Annotated in this window: 18 protein-coding genes; 10 read left to right on the plus strand and 8 right to left on the minus strand. The window is 68.4% G+C overall.

Annotated elements, in window-relative coordinates:
- Positions 1 to 4 precede the first annotated feature (4 nt).
- The 7 genes from trkA to dusB form a co-directional block, all read right to left on the minus strand.
- On the minus strand, positions 5 to 1381 hold the full coding sequence (gene trkA, locus D6860_RS02250) for a Trk system potassium transporter TrkA (protein WP_076624209.1): 1377 nt from the start codon (positions 1379 to 1381) through the stop codon (positions 5 to 7).
- A 174-nt stretch (positions 1382 to 1555) separates the two neighbouring features.
- Positions 1556 to 2164, minus strand: a complete 609-nt coding sequence (locus D6860_RS02255) for a hypothetical protein (protein WP_076624208.1) — start codon at positions 2162 to 2164, stop codon at positions 1556 to 1558.
- A 2-nt stretch (positions 2165 to 2166) separates the two neighbouring features.
- On the minus strand, positions 2167 to 3585 hold the full coding sequence (locus D6860_RS02260) for a nitrogen assimilation response regulator NtrX (RefSeq protein WP_076624207.1): 1419 nt from the start codon (positions 3583 to 3585) through the stop codon (positions 2167 to 2169).
- Positions 3582 to 5810, minus strand: coding sequence for a sensor histidine kinase (locus tag D6860_RS02265; protein ID WP_076624206.1), 2229 nt, complete (start codon positions 5808 to 5810; stop codon positions 3582 to 3584). Before D6860_RS02265 ends, D6860_RS02260 begins: the two co-directional genes overlap by 4 nt.
- Before the next feature lie 180 nt (positions 5811 to 5990).
- Entirely contained in the window at positions 5991 to 7364 is a 1374-nt protein-coding gene (locus D6860_RS02270; RefSeq protein ID WP_017468186.1) for a response regulator, read from the minus strand.
- Positions 7364 to 8449, minus strand: coding sequence for a two-component system sensor histidine kinase NtrB (locus D6860_RS02275; RefSeq protein ID WP_076624205.1), 1086 nt, complete (start codon positions 8447 to 8449; stop codon positions 7364 to 7366). Before D6860_RS02275 ends, D6860_RS02270 begins: the two co-directional genes overlap by 1 nt.
- A complete protein-coding gene (dusB, locus tag D6860_RS02280) occupies positions 8446 to 9429 on the minus strand; it encodes a tRNA dihydrouridine synthase DusB (RefSeq protein WP_076624204.1) in 984 nt (327 codons plus the stop codon). Before dusB ends, D6860_RS02275 begins: the two co-directional genes overlap by 4 nt.
- Before the next feature lie 180 nt (positions 9430 to 9609).
- Here dusB and D6860_RS02285 point away from each other — a divergent pair, with 180 nt between their 5' ends.
- The 3 genes from D6860_RS02285 to D6860_RS02295 are packed head-to-tail and all read left to right on the plus strand — an operon-like array spanning position 9610 to position 11701.
- Complete coding sequence (locus D6860_RS02285; RefSeq protein ID WP_076624203.1) at positions 9610 to 10743, plus strand: bifunctional 2-C-methyl-D-erythritol 4-phosphate cytidylyltransferase/2-C-methyl-D-erythritol 2,4-cyclodiphosphate synthase; 1134 nt, start codon at positions 9610 to 9612, stop codon at positions 10741 to 10743.
- Positions 10740 to 11225, plus strand: coding sequence for a phosphatidylglycerophosphatase A family protein (locus tag D6860_RS02290; RefSeq protein ID WP_017469693.1), 486 nt, complete (start codon positions 10740 to 10742; stop codon positions 11223 to 11225). Before D6860_RS02285 ends, D6860_RS02290 begins: the two co-directional genes overlap by 4 nt.
- On the plus strand, positions 11222 to 11701 hold the full coding sequence (locus D6860_RS02295; protein WP_076624202.1) for a CinA family protein: 480 nt from the start codon (positions 11222 to 11224) through the stop codon (positions 11699 to 11701). The genes D6860_RS02290 and D6860_RS02295 overlap by 4 nt, the downstream gene beginning before the upstream one ends.
- 4 nt (positions 11702 to 11705) lie before the next feature.
- Here the strand turns inward: D6860_RS02295 and D6860_RS02300 are convergent, their stop codons facing one another.
- Positions 11706 to 12161, minus strand: a complete 456-nt coding sequence (locus D6860_RS02300; RefSeq protein ID WP_076624201.1) for a type II toxin-antitoxin system RatA family toxin — start codon at positions 12159 to 12161, stop codon at positions 11706 to 11708.
- Positions 12162 to 12246: 85 nt separating this feature from the next.
- Between D6860_RS02300 and hpt the strand changes: the two genes are divergently transcribed.
- From hpt to gluQRS, 7 genes are all read left to right on the plus strand, one after another.
- Positions 12247 to 12789 (plus strand): hypoxanthine phosphoribosyltransferase, encoded by a 543-nt coding sequence (gene hpt / locus D6860_RS02305; protein ID WP_017469023.1) that lies wholly within the window; start codon positions 12247 to 12249, stop codon positions 12787 to 12789.
- 1 nt (position 12790) lies between these two features.
- Positions 12791 to 12976: a hypothetical protein gene (locus D6860_RS02310; protein WP_017469022.1), complete on the plus strand. Its 186-nt coding sequence runs from the start codon at positions 12791 to 12793 to the stop codon at positions 12974 to 12976.
- Between the two features lie 197 nt (positions 12977 to 13173).
- Positions 13174 to 13632 (plus strand): c-type cytochrome, encoded by a 459-nt coding sequence (locus tag D6860_RS02315; RefSeq protein WP_076624200.1) that lies wholly within the window; start codon positions 13174 to 13176, stop codon positions 13630 to 13632.
- Between the two features lie 3 nt (positions 13633 to 13635).
- Positions 13636 to 14535 carry a c-type cytochrome gene (locus tag D6860_RS02320; protein ID WP_076624199.1) on the plus strand — a complete coding sequence of 300 codons (900 nt, stop codon included), beginning with the start codon at positions 13636 to 13638 and terminating at the stop codon, positions 14533 to 14535.
- Positions 14536 to 14699: 164 nt separating this feature from the next.
- The gene (gene trmFO, locus D6860_RS02325) at positions 14700 to 16052 is read left to right on the plus strand and encodes a methylenetetrahydrofolate--tRNA-(uracil(54)-C(5))-methyltransferase (FADH(2)-oxidizing) TrmFO (RefSeq protein WP_076624198.1); all 1353 of its coding nucleotides are present in this window, start codon (positions 14700 to 14702) and stop codon (positions 16050 to 16052) included.
- Positions 16049 to 16270, plus strand: a complete 222-nt coding sequence (locus tag D6860_RS02330; RefSeq protein WP_017468510.1) for a hypothetical protein — start codon at positions 16049 to 16051, stop codon at positions 16268 to 16270. The genes trmFO and D6860_RS02330 overlap by 4 nt, the downstream gene beginning before the upstream one ends.
- Positions 16271 to 17125 (plus strand): tRNA glutamyl-Q(34) synthetase GluQRS, encoded by an 855-nt coding sequence (gluQRS, locus tag D6860_RS02335; protein ID WP_076624197.1) that lies wholly within the window; start codon positions 16271 to 16273, stop codon positions 17123 to 17125.
- Positions 17126 to 17131: the final 6 nt, after the last annotated feature.

A 17131-nucleotide genomic window follows, 5' to 3' on the forward strand; every position in this document is an offset into this window, starting at 1 on the left:
CCGTCTAGAAGAAATCGATCGAGACCTGGAGCAGCCGCTCGACCTCGGCCACGTCCTTGGACAGCGCGAAGATCACTACCCGGTCCCCGTCCTCGATGCGCAGGTCTCCGGTGATCTTCACCACCTTGTCGCCCTTGCGTACCGCCCCGATCAGCACGCCCTCGGGGAAGTCGATGTCGCGCACCGGCTTGCCGGCCATGGACGAGGTCGAGAGCACCTCGGCCTCGATCACCTCGGCCTCGGCGTCGCCGATGGAATAGACCGAGCGCACCCGGCCGTGGCGGATGTGGCGCAGGATCGAGCTTACGGTGGTGGCGCGCGGGTTGATGTAGGCATCGACGCCGAGCGGCTCCATCAGCGGCACCAGCGTCGGGTCGTTGACCAGCGCGATGGCCATGGGGCAGCCGGCGGACTTGGCGCGCACCGCCGCGAGCATGTTGGTCTTGTCGTCGTCGGTGACGCAGAGCACCGCGTCGGCGCGGTCGATGCCCGCCTCTGCGAGCAGCGCCGTGTCGAGCCCGTCGCCATGCAGCACGATGGTCCGCTCGAGCGCGTCCGCGGCCCGTTCGGCGCGCGCCCGGTCGCGTTCGATCACCTTGGCGCGGATGCGCTCGGTGCGCTTCTCGAGGGCGCTGGCCACCGCGAGCCCGACGTTGCCGCCGCCGATCACCACCACGCGCTCCTGCTTGCGCTGCGACTTGCCGAAGATCTCGAGCGCGCGGCGCATGTCGTCGCGGTGCACGATGATGTAGCAGGAATCGCCCGCGAAGAGCTGGTCGCCCGGCTCGGGCGCAAAGAGCGTGCCCTCGCGGCGGATGGCGACCACCACCGAGCGCAGCGTCGAGAACAGGTCGGAGAGCTGCCGCAACGGGGTGTTCACGATCGGGCAGTCGTCCTCGATGGTGAGACCGAGAAGCTGCGCACCGCCGCCGAGGAAGCGCTCGGTGTCGAAGGCCGCGGGCGCGGAAAGCCGCTGCTGCGCGGCCTCGGCGACCTCCTTCTCGGGCGAGATCACCACGTCGATCGGCATGTGGTCGCGCCGGTAGAGGTCGGAGTAGATCGCCGTCAGGTAGGATTGCGACCGCAGCCGCGCGACCTTGCGCGGGATGGCGAAGATCGAGTGGGCCACCTGGCAGGTGACCATGTTGACCTCGTCCGAGTAGGTGGCGGCGATGATCATGTCGGCATCGCGCGCGCCGGCCTTCTCGAGCACGTCCGGGTAGGAGGCGAAGCCCGCGATCCCCTGCACGTCGAGCGTGTCGGTGGCGCGGCGCACGAGATCGGGGTTGTTGTCGACGACGGTGACGTCGTTGCGCTCGCCCGAGAGGTGCCGGGCGATCTGCCAGCCGACCTGCCCCGCGCCGCATATGATGACCTTCATGGCACTCCTCGCCCTGGACGCCGTTTCATGCTGGCATGACACGCGGTGCAGGGGTGGTCAACGCCCCGCACCGCAGGGGGCCGGACCGCGTGTCGTTGCGGTCGCGACCGCGAGGGGCGCTGCCCCTCGGACTCCCCGGGATATTTCCGGCCAGAAGAAGCCGGGGGCGTGGCCCTAGAGCTGCGCGAGGGCGCGGGCCTTCCATTCGCGGTTCCAGGCGCGCACCGCCTCACGGCTTTCCCAGTCGTAGCGCGGATCGTCGGCCACGCGCGAGAAGAACAGCCGCCCCTGCCCGATGCGCCACGGATCGAGGATCAGCCCCTGCTGCATCGGCTGGCCGCGCGCGGTGATGATGACCGTGGCGTGTTCGAGCTTCATGTTGCGGGCGTTGGCAAGTGCGCGGTGCAGCTCGAGCGTGCGGAAGCCCTCGGCGTGCAGCGCGATCTCGAGCGCGTCGGCCCAGTCCTGGCAGACGCCTTTTTCGCGCAGGCCGTGCACCACCTTGAAATTATGGACCAGCGGCGGGTCGACCACCTGCCAGTCGCGCGCCCAGTCGAGCGGCTCCCTTACCGCGATCTCGGCGGCGCGGGCGGCCTCGGCCGGATCGACGCCGGGGCCGAGCGCGCGCAGCGCCTGCGTCACCTCGGCGACCTGGGCCTCGACCTCGGTCGCCGTCGGCGCGGCGGGCGGCGTTTCGGTCGACGTGGGTGAGCCGGCGCAGCCGGACAGCAGCGCCGCGCAGAGCAGCGCGCCCGCAATGCGAGCGACCTTCCGTCGTTTCATGCTCAGCCGACTTTCTGGACCGGATCGTCTTCGACATAGGCCATCCGGCCACCGGACTTGGCCCCGGTCACGACACCGAGCGACTTGAGCTTGCGGTGAAGCGCCGAGCGCTCCATGCCGACGAAGGCGGCGGTGCGCGAGATATTCCCGCCGAAGCGGTTGATCTGGGTGAGCAGGTACTCGCGCTCGAACGCCTCGCGCGCCTCGCGCAGCGGCAGGGTCGCCAGCGTGCCCGAGAGCACCACGCGGCCTTCCTCGTCATCGCCGGCGGGCGCCTCCTGCGGCAGTTCGCGGGCCTCGATCGGGCCCGTGCCCTCGCCGAGGATCAGCACGCGTTCAACGAGGTTCTTGAGCTGACGCACGTTGCCGGGCCAGACCATCGTCTGCAGCAGCGCCACCGCGTCATCGGAGAGCGCGCGCAGCGGCAGGCCCTGGGTCTTGTTGCAGACATCGATGAAATGGGCGGCGAGCAGCGGGATGTCCTCGCGCCGGTCCTCGAGGCTTGGCACCGCGATCGGCACCACGTTCAGGCGGTGGTAGAGTTCCTGCCGGAAGCGGCCTGCCTCGATCTCGTGGTCGAGGTTGCGGTTGGTCGAGGAAATCACCCGCAGGTCGACGCGGACCTTGTCGGAGCCGCCGACGCGGGTGAAGCTCTGGTCGACCAGCACCCGCAGGATCTTGGACTGGGTGCCGAGCGGCATGTCGGCGACCTCGTCGAAGTAGACCACGCCGCCGTGAGCCTGCTCGAGCAGGCCCGGCTCGATGCCGCGGTCGGGGGTCTCGCGGCCGAAGAGCACTTCTTCCATCGTCTCGGGGGCGACGCCGGCGCAGTTGACCGTCACGAAGGGCGCAGAGGCCCGCGCCGAATGCCCGTGGATGTAGCGCGCCGCCACTTCCTTGCCGCTGCCGGCGGGGCCGGTGAGCATCACCCGGCCGTTCGACTTCGTCACCTTGTCGAGCTGCGAGACCAGCGTGCGGAACGCGGCGCTGTCGCCGACCATCTCGGCCACTTCGGTCTCGCGGCGCTTCAGCTGCTGGTTCTCGCGCCGCAGCCGCGAGGTCTCCATCGCGCGGCGGATCACCACCAGCAGCTGGTCGATGTTGAAGGGCTTCTCGATGAAATCGTAGGCGCCCTGCTTGATGGCGGCCACCGCGATCTCGATGTTGCCGTGCCCCGAGATGATGATGATCGGGATGTCGGGATTGTCGCGCTTCACGGTCTTGAGGATGTCGATCCCGTCCATCTTGCTGTCCTTCAGCCAGATGTCGAGGATGAGCAGCCCCGGAGGCTCCGCGTTGACCTCGGACATGGCCTCGGTGGAATTGGCCGCGAGGCGGGTCGTGTAGCCCTCGTCCTCGAGGATGTCCCCGATCAGCTCGCGGATGTCGCGTTCGTCATCGACGATGAGGATGTCGCTCATGTCTGCCCCTCCAGTTCTGAAATGACTCTTGATTTATGGGCCGGCCGGGCCGGCGCGTGGCCGAGCGGCAGGCGGATGACCGCCATTGCACCGGCATGGCAGGCGCCGTCGAAGACGGGCGCGTCCTCGAGGACAAGGCTGCCGCCGTGCTCCTCGATGATCTTCTTGACGATGGGCAGGCCGAGGCCGGTGCCCTTGTCGCGGGTCGTCACGTAGGGTTCGAACAGCCGCGCCCGGTCCTCGGGCAGGCCGATGCCGTTGTCTGCGATGTGGATGAGCGCGCGCCCGTCGTCTTCGGAGAGAGTGACGCGGATCTCGGGCACGTAGCCCTCACCTGTGCCACTTTCCACATAGGTTTCAATGGCTTCACCGGCATTCTTGATGAGGTTCGTGAAGGCCTGCCCGATCATCGTGGCGTCAAGCTCGGCGGGCATCTCGGCATCCGGCAGCTCGATCCGGAAGCGCACGTCGGGCTGGCCGGTCTCCTGCAGAAGCGCCGCGCCGCGCAGCAGTGCCACCACGTCCTCGGGCTTGCGGTCGGGCTCCGGCATGCGGGCGAACTTCGAGAACTCGTCCACGATGCGGCGCAGGTCCTCGGTCTGGCGGACGATGACCTCGGTCATCTGGTCGAGCTTCTCGCTGTCCTCGCCCTCGAGCTTGCGGCCGAACTTGCGCTTGATGCGCTCTGCCGAGAGCCGGATCGGGGTCAGCGGGTTCTTGATCTCGTGGGCGATGCGGCGGGCAACATCGCCCCAGGCCGCCATCCGCTGCGCCGAGACGAGGTCGGTCACGTCGTCGAAGGCGACCACGTAGCCCTCGAGCGAGCCGTCCTCGCGGCGGCGCACGGACATGCGCACCAGAAGGTGTTCGAGCCGACCCTCGCGGCTGACCTTCACCTCTTCCTGCGCGGTCTCCTGCGCGGTCTCGCGGAGTTTCTCGAAGAGCGCCCCGAACTCGGGAACCGCAACGGTGATCGGCACCTCGGACTTGGTCTCCTGCCAGCCCAGCAGGCGCTCGCCCGAGCGGTTCACGAAGGTCACGCGCCCGGTGTCATCAAGTCCGACCACGCCGGAGGTCACCGAGAACAGCACCGAGTCGAACAGCCGCTGGCGGCGTTCGATCTGGCGGGTGTTCTCGAGAAGCGTCTCGCGCTGGCCCTTCAACTGGCGGGTCATCTGGTTGAAGTAGCGGCCGAGCATGGAGATCTCGTCGTCGCCCTCTTCCTCGATGACCTGCACGTCGAGATCGCCGGCCCCCACCCGCTGCGCGGCGCCCGCGAGGCGGCCGACGGGTCGGGCAAGCCGCTCGGCGAACCACAGGCCCAGCCAGGTCGCCGCGAGGATGAGCAACACCGCGAAGCCGAGGTACAGCAGTGCGAAATCGAAGAGCCTGCGCCCGCGCTCGCTTTCCTGCTGCTGGTAGAACTGCGCGGTGGCCTGCGTCTCGTCGAGCAGGTTCAGCAGGTTGCCGTCGACCGCGCGGCTGACGAAAAGATAGCGGTCGGCAAAGGCGTCGAGCGGCACCAGCGCGCGCAGCTCGTGGTTGTCCCAGTCGGGAACGAGCACGATGCCCTGCTCCTCGGCCAGCGCGATCTGCGCGATCGTCGGCTGCTCGTAGTCGAAGAGATACGACCGTTCGCCGCGCGCCCGGATCTCGCCGCCGCCGTCGATGACGTAAGCCTCGCGCAGGCCGCGCTGGATCTGGCCCTGTCCTTGCTGAAGGATTTGCCGGATGTCGCCGTCATCGAGCGCGAAGTTGGCACGCCGCGCCGCGTCGAGATAGCGGCCTAGCGCCTGCACGTCCTCGGTGAGGCCGCGGCGCTGCTCTTCCTCGTAGGCTTCGGCCGCAGCGAGCGAGGCGCCCACCACGTTCTGCACCCGGCTCGAGAACCATGTCTCGAGCCCGATGTTGATGGTGAGAACCGCGAAGACCGCGACGGTCACAGTGGGCAGCAGCGCCATCAGCGCGAAGACGCCGGTCAGGCGCAGGTGCAGCCGCGAGCCCGCCGATTGCGCGCGGCGGGCCGAGATCATCCGCGCGACCCGTGCCAGCACCAGCGCGGCCAGCAGCAGCACGTAGACAAGATCTGCCAGCAGCACGAGCCGGAGGCTCAGCTCGGTTCCCTGCCCCGCATCGAGCGGACCGAGCACCATGAAGGTGGCAAAGGCAAGAAGCGGCCCCAGCAGTACCAGCCCCAGGGTCGCGATGTTCTGCACGCGGCGCATTCGCCGCAGCCGGGTCAATCTTGCCCATGTGGCGCGATGCGCCACAGATTTCCGTGCCCGGGTGGCCACAGATGTACCTCGCCTTGATGTGCTGCCCGAAGCAGCGAACCGCCATATCCTGTGGCTTCTTCACCGCGCCGCCCGGGGGCGACGCAGCGCGGCCACATCTATGTGGCTCTTTTACATCAGTTTGCGGCGGCGTGTCACGCGAATATCCAGATCGGTGATCTTCTTGCGCAAAGTATTGCGATTGATTCCCAGAAGATCGGCGCATTTCGCCTGATTTCCGCCCGTCGCCTCGAGCGCGATCTCGATCAGCGGCGCCTCGACCTCCTTGAGGATCCGCGCATAGAGCCCCGGCGGCGGCAGCATGTTGCCGTGCAGGTCGAAATAGCGACGCAGATGCCGCGCGACCGAGGTCCCGAGCTTCTCGGCATCGCCGCCGCGCAGGATCGGGCCAGTGTCGGGCTGGTTGCCGAGCACCGCCTCGACCTCGGCGCGGCTGATTTCCTCGGCGCGCGAGGTCAGCGACAGGCGTCGGACCGAGTTCTCGAGCTGGCGCACGTTGCCGGGCCAGCTGTAGGCGCGGAAAAGCTCGGCCGAGTCCTTAGACAGCCACCGCTTCGGCGCCCCCTCGCGCTCGGCCCGGGCAAGGAAATGCTCGGTCAGCAGCGCGATGTCCTCGACCCGCTCGCGCAGGGCCGGCACGTTGATCGTCGCCCCCGAGAGGCGGTAGTAGAGATCCTGCCGCACGTGGCCCTCGTCCATCGCCTGCGCGAGATCGCCCTGGCTGGTGGCCATGAAGCGCGGCACGTGTTCGCCGGGAATGTCCATCATCCGCACGATGCGTGCCTGGATGTCGTCCGAGATGTCGGTGATCTCGTCGATCAGCAGCGTGCCGCCCTTGACCCGGGCAAGCACCCGGCTCGGGCCCTCGAGATCGGACAGGTCACCGCCGGTGACGGTGACGAACGGCAGCGTGCGGCGGTCCGAGAAGTCGTGGATCGCGCGCGCGATCAGCGACTTGCCCGTGCCGCTCTCGCCCGAGATCAGCACCGGAAGATCGGTGTTCATCACCCGCGCCACCAGCCGGTAGAGCGCCTGCATCGCCGGCGTCTTGCCCACCAGCGGCAACTCGTCGGGGCTGTCGGCGCCGATCGTCGCGGTTTCCTCGCGCTTCGGCGCGCGGTTGCGGTTGTCGAGCGCCTTGGCCGTGCGCTTCATCAGGTCCGGCAGATCGAAGGGCTTGGGCAGGTAGTCGTATGCCTCGGCCTCGGCGGCCTGGATCGCCGTCATGATGGTATTTTGCGCCGAGATCACGATGACCGGCAGCTCGGGCCGGTCCTGGTGGATCTTCGGCAGCATCTCGAGCCCGTTGCCGTCGGGCATGACCACGTCCGAGATGACGACGTCGCCCTTGCCCTCGCCCACCCAGCGCATCAGCGTGGTGAGCGAGCTGGTGGCGTGCACCTTGCAACCCGCACGCGTGAGGGCCTGTGTCAGGACCGTGCGGATCGTGCGGTCGTCGTCTGCGACAAGAACCGTGCCATCCATTAGCTCTTCTCCTCTGTCTCGCGCGGGGCGCGCGGAAGCGAAATGCGAAAGACCGTGCGGCCGGGAACGGAGTCCACGGAAATCCAGCCGTCATGGTCCGAGATGATCTTGCTGACCAGCGCGAGGCCCAGCCCCGTGCCGTTCTCTTTCCCCGAAACGAAGGGGTCGAACACATCGCCCTTGATGTCGTTCGGCAGGCCGGGGCCGTCGTCGACGACCTCGATCTGCAACGGCAACTTCTGGGTCGTCCCGTCCTCGCGCCGCATCCGGAAGGAATGCTCGTAGAAAGTGCGCAGGCGGATGGTGCCACCGGCCTTGGCATCGGCGGCCTCGGCGGCGTTCTTCAGCAGGTTCAGCACCACCTGGAGAAGCTGGTCCGGGTCGCCGTAGGCCAGCGGCAGCGAGGGATCGTAATCCTCGATGAACTTCATGTGCGCGCCGACGCCAAGCTGCGTCGAGCGCCGCGCCCGGTCGAGCACGTCGTGGATGTTGACCGGCTTCTTCTCGGGCACCGAGAGGTTGCCGAACTGCTCCACCTGCTCGAGCAGCTTCACGATGCGGCGGGTCTCGGCGACGATCAGATCCGTCAGCTCGAGGTCGTCCTTGCCGAGGTTCATCGACAGCAGCTGCGCCGCACCGGTGATGCCGGCAAGCGGGTTCTTGATCTCGTGCGCCAGCATCTCGGCCATGCCGATGGCCGATTTCGCCGCCGACTTCACCGAGTGGCTCTGGGTCATGCGGCCGGCGAGCTCGCGCGGGCTGATGAGCATGATGAACCAGCCGGGATACCCCTGCACCGGTGCGATCTGGAGATTGCAGACCAGCGGAGCGCGGGCGCCGGTGCCCACATCCACGTCGTTGACGAAAAGCGGTGTGCCGTTCTCGCGGGCCCGCGCAAGGCTTTCCTCGAGCGGGGCGTCTACCGCCAGCCGGTCCCAGATCGGCTGGCCGATCAGCCATTTCGCCGAGTTGTTCATGAAGCCCTCGGCCGCCGGGTTCATGTCGGCGATCCGCTCCTCCGCATCGAGGAGAATGGCCGGCACCGGGAGCGACGACCAGAGCTGCATCTGAAGCTCGCTGTTCATGCGGCCTCCATTAGCGCGTCTTCGAGCGCGGGTTTGAGTTGGGCCAGCACGCGGGCCGGGTCGCGCTCGGTCAGCACCGCGCGGCGCATGGCAGGCTCGGTGCCCGCCGCGTCCATGTACCAGCCAAGGTGCTTGCGGGCGCAGCGCACGCCAAGCTCGGGGCCGTAGAAGTCGATCATCGCGGCGTAATGGTCGCGCACGATCTCGGTCAGTTCCCGGCCTTGCGGGATCTCGGGGGCGGGCGTGCCGTAAAGCGCGTGCGAAATCTCGGCGAGCTTCCAGGGCGCGCCTTGCGCCCCGCGTCCGACCATCACGCCGTCGGCGCCGGACAGGCGCAGCGCCTCGCGGGCAGAGGCGGCATCGGTGATGTCTCCGTTGGCGACGACCGGGATCGACACCGCTTGCTTGACCGCGTGGATCGCCGCCCAGTCGGCGCGACCCTTGTAGAACTGGCAGCGGGTGCGGCCGTGGATGACCAGCATCCGGACGCCCGCAGCCTCGGCGCGCGGCGCGAGCTCGGCGGCGTTGAGCGTGTCGTGATCCCAGCCCAGCCGGGTCTTGAGCGTCACCGGCACGTCGACCGCCTCGGCCACCGCCTCGATCAGGCGCAGCGCATGGTCGAGATCGCGCAGAAGCGCAGAACCGGAATAGCCGCCGGTCACCTTCTTCGCCGGGCAGCCCATGTTGATGTCGATGACGCGGGCGCCCATGTCGGCGACCCGGCGCGCGGCCTCGGCCATCGGCTCGGGGGCGCGGCCGGCGATCTGGACCGAGGTGTTCTCGATCCCGGCGCCCAGTTCGGCCTTCTCACGTGTGCCGGGGCGCTCGGTGAGAAACTCGCCGCTCGCGATCATCTCGGACACGACAAGGCCCGCGCCCCAGCGGGACACGAGGCTGCGGAAGGGCAGATCCGTGATTCCGGCCAGCGGTGCCAGCATGACGGGAGGAGTGATCGTCCGGTCGCCCAGAGACAGTTTCAAACGCCTATTCCTTGTGCAGATGCTTGGGAGGTAACCCGCCCGCGACGCATATTCAATCGTTCAGCCCTGTTCTTGTCGCGACAAGAGCTCGTGCGCCTAGTTTTTAGGCAATCAGGGGCCACGCATTGCGCAGCGCACCGTCAGCGCCTAGAGAATGGCGCGCAAGAGAGGAGCCCCGCCATGGACATCGCCGCCATCATCGTCGCCGCCGGCCGGGGCACCCGCGCGGGTGGCGGACTGCCCAAGCAGTGGCGGGACCTGGCCGGTCGCCCGGTGGCGCGCTGGACCCTCGAAGCCTTTGCTCACCTGCCACGGATCATCCTCGTGATCCACCCCGACGACCGGGCCCGTGCCGAGGATGTGAGCGAGGGTTTGCCGGTGACGCTTATCGACGGCGCGGCGGACCGTGCGGGCTCGGTCCGGGCCGGTCTGGAGGCGCTGGCCGAGACTCCGCCCGACCGCGTGCTGATCCACGACGTGGCGCGCCCCTGCGTATCGCGGCGGCTGATCGACGCGGTCGTCGAGGCACTCGACCGCGCGCCCGGCGCCGCCCCGGCGCTGCCGGTGACCGACGCGCTCTGGACCGGTGCTGGCGACATCGTGACCGGCACGCAGGACCGCACCGGGCTGTTCCGGGCGCAAACGCCGCAGGGCTTCCGCTACGCCGAGATCCGCGCCGCCCATGCCGCCCACCCCGGCGGCGCCGCCGATGACGTCGAGGTCGCCCGCGCCGCGGGGCTGGACGTTGCCATCGTTCCGGGCGAGGAACGCAACCTGAAGATCACCGGCCCCGACGATTTCGCGCGGGCCCATGCCACCATGAAGGAGGACGCGATGGATATCCGGCTCGGCAACGGCTACGACGTGCACCGCTTCGGCCCCGGCGATCACGTCGTGCTCTGCGGCGTGACCATCCCGCACGGACGCGGGCTGCAGGGACATTCCGACGCGGACGTCGGCATGCACGCGGTCACCGACGCGCTCTACGGTGCCATGGCCGAGGGCGACATCGGCCGCCACTTCCCGCCGACCGACCCGCAGTGGAAGGGGGCCGCCAGCGAGATCTTCCTGCGCCACGCGGTAGACCTCGCCCGCTCCAGGGGGTTCACGGTCTCGAACGTCGATCTCACGCTCATCTGCGAGCGCCCGAAGATCGGCCCGCACGCCCCTGACATGACAGCAGAAATGGCGCGCATCACCGGGATCGCGCCCGACCGCATCTCGATCAAGGCGACCACCTCGGAACGGCTCGGTTTCACCGGCCGCGAAGAGGGTATCGCCGCCATCGCAACAGCAACGCTGGTGAGATCATGAAAGCCATTGCCTCCTTCTTCTACGTCGGCTTCCTGAAGCCCGCGCCGGGCACATGGGGCTCGCTCGCGGCGCTGCCGGTGGCCTATGCGATCCTGCTCATCGGTGGCTTCTGGCTGCTGATCGCGGCCACCGTCGCGGCCTTTGCGCTGGGGCTCTGGGCCACCCGCAGGCTCACCGAGGACGCCACCGACCACGACCCCTCGTGGATCGTCATCGACGAGGTCGTCGGCCAGTGGATCGCCCTGTTCCCGGTGGGTTACGGCGCGATGATGATGTCGGTCGAGTTCTGGCGCCTGTGGCCAGGCTGGGTCTCGGGGTTCCTGCTGTTCCGGCTCTTCGACATATGGAAGCCGTGGCTCGTCGGCCGTGCCGACCGCCGGGGCGACGCCATGGGCGTCATGCTCGACGACGTGATCGCGGGCGTGTTTTCTGCTATCGTGTCGATCATCCTTGCCGGCCTCGCCCATGGAGTCCTGATGTGACCGAAGTCATCGCCCGCGACATCCTCGCCCGCGCCCGCGCACGCGGCGCCACCGTCACCACCGCCGAAAGCTGCACCGGCGGCATGGTTTCCGCCGCGATCACCGACATCGCCGGCTCGTCGGACATCTTCCACCGCGGCTACGTGGTCTACTCCAACGCCGCCAAGCAGGAGCTGCTCGGCGTGCATGCCGAAACGCTGTCAGTCCACGGCGCGGTGTCGGAAGAGGTCGTGCAGGAGATGGCCGAAGGCGCGCGCCGCGCCGCCGAGGCCGATCTCGCCGTGGCGATCTCGGGCGTCGCAGGCCCCGGCGGCTCCGAGATGAAGCCCGAGGGCCGGGTCTGCTTCGGGCTCGCCGGCGCCACCGAGACGATCACCGAAACCGTCGATTTCGGCGCCCTTGGCCGCGCCAACGTCCGCGCGGCGGCCACGCACCACGCGCTCGAACTGCTGCAACAGGCGCTGTCGGACGAGTGACCGCTCAGGCGGCCGGGCCGTAGAGCTCTGCCGCCCGCCGTTCGAAGGCCCGCACGATCCGCTGCATCGCCTCGTAGAAGAACATGCCCGCAGCGCCCTGCAGCAGGCGGTTCTTGAACTCGAAATCGACGTGGAAATGCACGTCCACCCCGCCGTCCTCGACATCCTCGAACCGCCAGTTCGAAATCATGTGCCGGAACGGCCCGTCGAGATACTCGGTGTCGATGCGGTGGTCCTGCGGATAGAGCGTGACCCGGCTGCCGAAGCGTTCGCGGAAGACCTTGAACGAGATCACGAGGTCGGCAAGCATCACCTCGTGGTCGCCCTTGTCCTCGCGGGAGCGCACGCGCGCGGCGGCGGTCCAAGGCAGGAATTCCGGATAGGACGCGACGTCGGCCACAAGGTCGTACATCTGTTGCGCCGTGTAAGGCAGGTGTTTTGTCTCGGAGTGCGTCGGCATGTCTGTGTTTCTAGCGCCCGTTAATCGCGTGACAATCTCTGGGCGTTTCTTCATATGCTGAGCCCGGCAATGCAAGGGGAATGGCATGACGGAACGGCCCTACGTCGTGGACGAGATGATCTCGGCGAAATCCATCGCGGCCCGGATCGAGGAACTGGCGCGCGAGATCACCCGGGAATTCGGTGACACCGACAAGCTCGTGGTCGTCGGCCTCCTGCGCGGCAGCTTCGTCTTCATCGCCGACCTCGTGCGCGAGCTGAACCTGCCGGTCGAGGTCGATTTCCTCGAGGCCTCCTCGTACGGCGACGGCATGGAATCGAGCCGCGAGGTGCGCATCCTCAAGGACCTCCGCTCGCCGGTCGAGGGCCGCGACGTGCTGGTGGTCGAGGACATCGTCGACACCGGCTTCACCCTCAGCCACGTGCTGCGCCTGCTGCAGTCACGGGCGCCGCGCAAGCTGCGCACCATTGCCCTCCTCGACAAGCCCGCCCGCCGCGAGGTCGCGCTCAAGGCCGACTGGACCGGCTTCGAGATCCCCGACGAATTCGTCGTGGGCTACGGGGTCGACTTCGCGCAGCGCAACCGCAACCTGCCCTTCATCGGCAAGGTGCGCTTCCCGGAGGACTGAGGTGAGCCCGCTCTGGCTGGTCCGCATGGCCCGCTGGGTCCGCAATCCGCCGGGGCCCCGCAAGGTCACGCTGGTGCTCGCCGTGGTGGCGATCTGCCTTCTGATCTACGCCGTCGAGCGCTGGGTCGGCTGGCCCGAAGCACTGACCGGTGACCGCCTGCGCGCGCCGCTGCGGCTCAGCCACTGACACCGCCGGCGCGCCGGCGTCCGGCAAGCGCGTTCGGCCCACGGCACCCGCTCCATGATCGACGCCACCACGCAGGCCGCTTTGCCCTCGGCCGCCTCGCGCGTCGGCGCCCGACCGGCATGTCACGCGAAAATCACTGGACTTGCGCCCGCGACCTGTCAGCCTAGCTGCACCAGCATAGAGCCAGGGAGACTTTGATGAACCGTATTCTTACCGCCGTCACGGCGCTTTCCATCTGCACCGCGGGCATCGCGGCGGCACAGGATTATTCCGCCAACCTGAAAGCGCGGCAGGGTCAGTTCCGGATCTTGGCGATCAACCTCGGCACCCTCGGCGCGATGGCCAAGGGCGAGGTCGACTACGATGCCGATGCCGCCACCATGGCCGCCGAGTCGATTGTCTCCGTCAGCACCATCCACCAGCAGCCGCTCTGGCCCGAGGGCTCGTCCGAGATGGACATGGACGGCACCCGCGCCAAGGCCGAGATCTGGGACAACTGGGAGGATTTCGCCTCCAAGTGGTCGGCGCTCGGTGACGCGGCCGAAGCCATGCAGACCGCCGCCGGCGAAGGCGCCGAAGCCATAGGCCCCGCGCTCGGCGAGCTCGGCGGCGCCTGCAAGGCCTGCCACGACGACTACCGCGCGCCGCAAGGCTGATCGATGCGCAAGCTGCTTGGAACGGTGGCTCTGGCGGGGATCGTCCTCGCCGGGGCCGGCTATGTGATTTCTGCGCCCAAAACCCTCCCCGAGGGCACTTTCGACGGGGTCGAGGGCGACCCCGCGCGCGGCGAGACCGTCTTCACCGCCGCGGGCTGCGCGTCCTGCCACCACGCGCCCGACGCCGAGGGCGACCAGAAGCGCGTCCTCGCCGGCGGCCAGCGCTTCGCATCGGATTTCGGCACCTTCATCGCCCCGAACATCTCGCCCGATCCCGACCACGGCATCGGCGACTGGAGCCAGGAAGACTTCGCCAACGCCGTGCTGCGGGGCGTCTCGCCCGAGGGCGCGCATCTCTACCCGGCCTTCCCCTACACCGCCTACGCCCGCATGGACCAGCGCGACCTCGTCGACCTCTGGGCCTTCATGCAGACGCTGCCTGCGTCCGACACGCCGAGCCAGCCGCACGAGGTCGGATTCCCCTTCAACGTCCGCCGTGGCCTCGGGCTCTGGAAGCGCCTGTTCTTCGACGACGCCTGGGTGATGACCGAGGCCGAGGGCCAGGATCTCACCCGTGGGCGCTACCTCGTCGAGGCGCTGGCCCATTGCGGCGAATGCCACACGCCGCGCAACGCGCTCGGTGCGCTCGACCGCTCGGCCTGGCTCACCGGCGCCCCGAACCCCAACGGCGACGGCACCATTCCCGGCCTCACCCCGGACAAGCTCGACTGGAGCGCCACCGACATCGCCTACTACCTCGAAACCGGCTTCACCCCCGATTTCGACAGCGTCGGCGGTCACATGGTCGAGGTCGTCGAGAACTTCGGCCAGCTCTCCGAGGCCGACCGCACCGCGGTGGCCGCCTACCTCAAGGCCCTCCCCGCCGGCGGGGCAATGAACTGACCCCGCCCCTTCTCCGGTTGCGAAAATACCCTCGGGGGTGAGCGCGCCCCAGGGCGCGCGAGGGGGCAGAGCCCCCTTTCGCATCCCCCATCGGCCCGCGTGCCGTCACCGCGCCGGGACATCCCCCCTTAACACCGGCCCTCCGATCCCCTATCTGCCCCTGCATGACAGAGACATTGCATATCGTAGGCGGCGGCATGGCCGGGTCCGAGGCCGCCTGGCAGGCCGCAGAGATGGGCGTTTCCGTGGTCCTCCACGAGATGCGCCCGCAGGTGGAAACCTTCGCGCATCGGACCGGCAACATGGCCGAGATGGTGTGCTCCAACTCCTTCCGGTCGGATGACCACGAGCAGAACGCCGTGGGGCTGCTGCACTGGGAGATGCGCGAGGCCGGCGGCCTTCTGATGCGCGCGGCACATGCCCACCGCCTGCCCGCCGGCGGCGCGCTCGCCGTGGACCGCGACCGCTTTTCCGAGATGGTCACCGAAACGCTGCACGCGCACCCGAACGTCCGCGTCTCCCACGAGGAGATCAGCGAGATCCCCGACGACGGACAGTGGATCTTCGCCACCGGCCCGCTCACTTCGGATGCGCTCGGGCAGGCCATCGCGCGCGAGACCGGGACCGATGCGCTCGCCTTCTTCGACGCCATCGCGCCCATCGTCTACGCCGAGAGCATCGACATGGACACCGCCTGGCTGCAGTCGCGCTACGACAAGGGCGAGACCGAGGACGAGCGCCGCGCCTACGTCAACTGCCCGATGACCCGCGACCAGTACGAGGCCTTCATCGACGCCCTGCTGGCGGCCGACAAGACCGAGTTCCACGAGGGCGAGACCGCCGGCTACTTCGACGGCTGCCTGCCGATCGAAGTCATGGCCGAGCGCGGTCGCGAGACCCTGCGCCACGGCCCGATGAAGCCCATCGGCCTGACCAACGCCCACAAGCCCGAGGAAAAGGCCTATGCCGTCGTGCAACTGCGCCGCGACAACGCGCTGGGAACGCTCTTCAACATCGTCGGCTTCCAGACCAAGATGAAATACGGCGCGCAGGCCGAGGTCTTCCGGATGATCCCCGGTCTCGAGAACGCGCGTTTCGCACGTCTCGGCGGCATCCACCGCAACACCTTCCTCAACTCGCCCACCCTGCTCGACCGGCAGATGCGCCTGCGCGGCAAGCCGAACGTGCGCTTCGCCGGCCAGATCACCGGCGTCGAGGGCTACGTGGAATCCGCCTCGATGGGCCTCGCGGCGGGTCGCATGGCCGCGGCCGAGCTGCTCGGGCGCAGCCTGCCCGAGATCCCGCAGGACACCGCGCATGGCGCGCTGATCCACCACATCACCGGCGGGGCCGAGGCGAAGACCTTCCAGCCGATGAACGTCAATTTCGGCCTCTTCCGCCCGGTCGACGGGCTCAAGGGGGGCCGCCGCGGTCGCCGTGACCGCTACAAGGCCTATACCGACCGGGCCAAATCCGCGTGGTCGGACTGGCTCGCATCCCAGGAGGTGCCCGCATGAACTATGTCCTCGCGCTGCTGCTGCCGCCGCTGTCGATCCTCTTCACCGGGCGACCGATCCTGTCGATCATCGTCTTCTTCATCTGGGTACCGGCGATCCTGCTCTCGGGCGGGCTGACCCACCCGATGTTCATCCTGCTGGCATGGATCCTGATCTACCAGTCCGGGGAAGAGCGCCGCACCCGCCGGATCGAACGGTCCTACCGCGACTACGACTGAATGCGCACGCGCTTCGCGCCTTCGCCCACCGGCCCGCTGCACCTCGGCCATGCCTATTCGGCGCTGCTTGCGCACGACATGGCGCAGGCGGCGGGCGGCACCTTCCTGTTGCGGATCGACGATCTCGACCAGAGCCGCGCCCGCGCCGAATGGGAAGTGCAGCTGAAGGACGATCTGCGCTGGCTGGGTCTCGACTGGCCCGAGCCCTGTCGCCGCGAATCCGAGCATCTCGGAGAGTATGAGGCGGCGCTCGACCGGCTCTGGGACATGGGCTTGCTCTACCCCTGCCACTGTTCCCGACGCGACATCCGAGAGGCGCTTTCAGCTCCGCAGGAAGGCGCGCCGATCGGGCCGGACGGGCTGATCTACCCCGGCACCTGCCGCCCTTCCGCGCCGCCTGTCGGCCCGCGCCCGTCTGGCCTGACGCTCAGGCTGGACATGGCACGGGCTTGCAGCGCGATTGGTGAACCGATCTCATTTCAGGAAACCGGCAACGGTCCTGACGGAAAAACCGGCCGGATCGTCGCCACCGCGCAAGAGATGGTCGAGACGGTCGGCGATGTCGTCGTTGCACGCAAGGAGATGGGCGCCGCCTATCACCTCGCGGTGGTGGTCGACGACGCGGCGCAGGGGATCACCCAAGTGGTGCGTGGCGAGGACCTTTTCGACGCCACCCGGATCCATGTCCTGCTGCAAGGGCTTCTCGGGCTGCCGACCCCCGGTTACCACCATCACCGGCTGATCCGGGACGCCGACGGCAAACGGCTTGCCAAGCGCGACGATGCCCGGGCCATCGCGCTCTATCGCTCCGAGGGGCTCTCACCCAAGGATGTGCGCCGCTTGGTCGGACTTTGACGCGTC

The organism is Salipiger sp. D13, from assembly GCF_003703915.1.
Taxonomy (GTDB): domain Bacteria; phylum Pseudomonadota; class Alphaproteobacteria; order Rhodobacterales; family Rhodobacteraceae; genus Salipiger; species Salipiger profundus.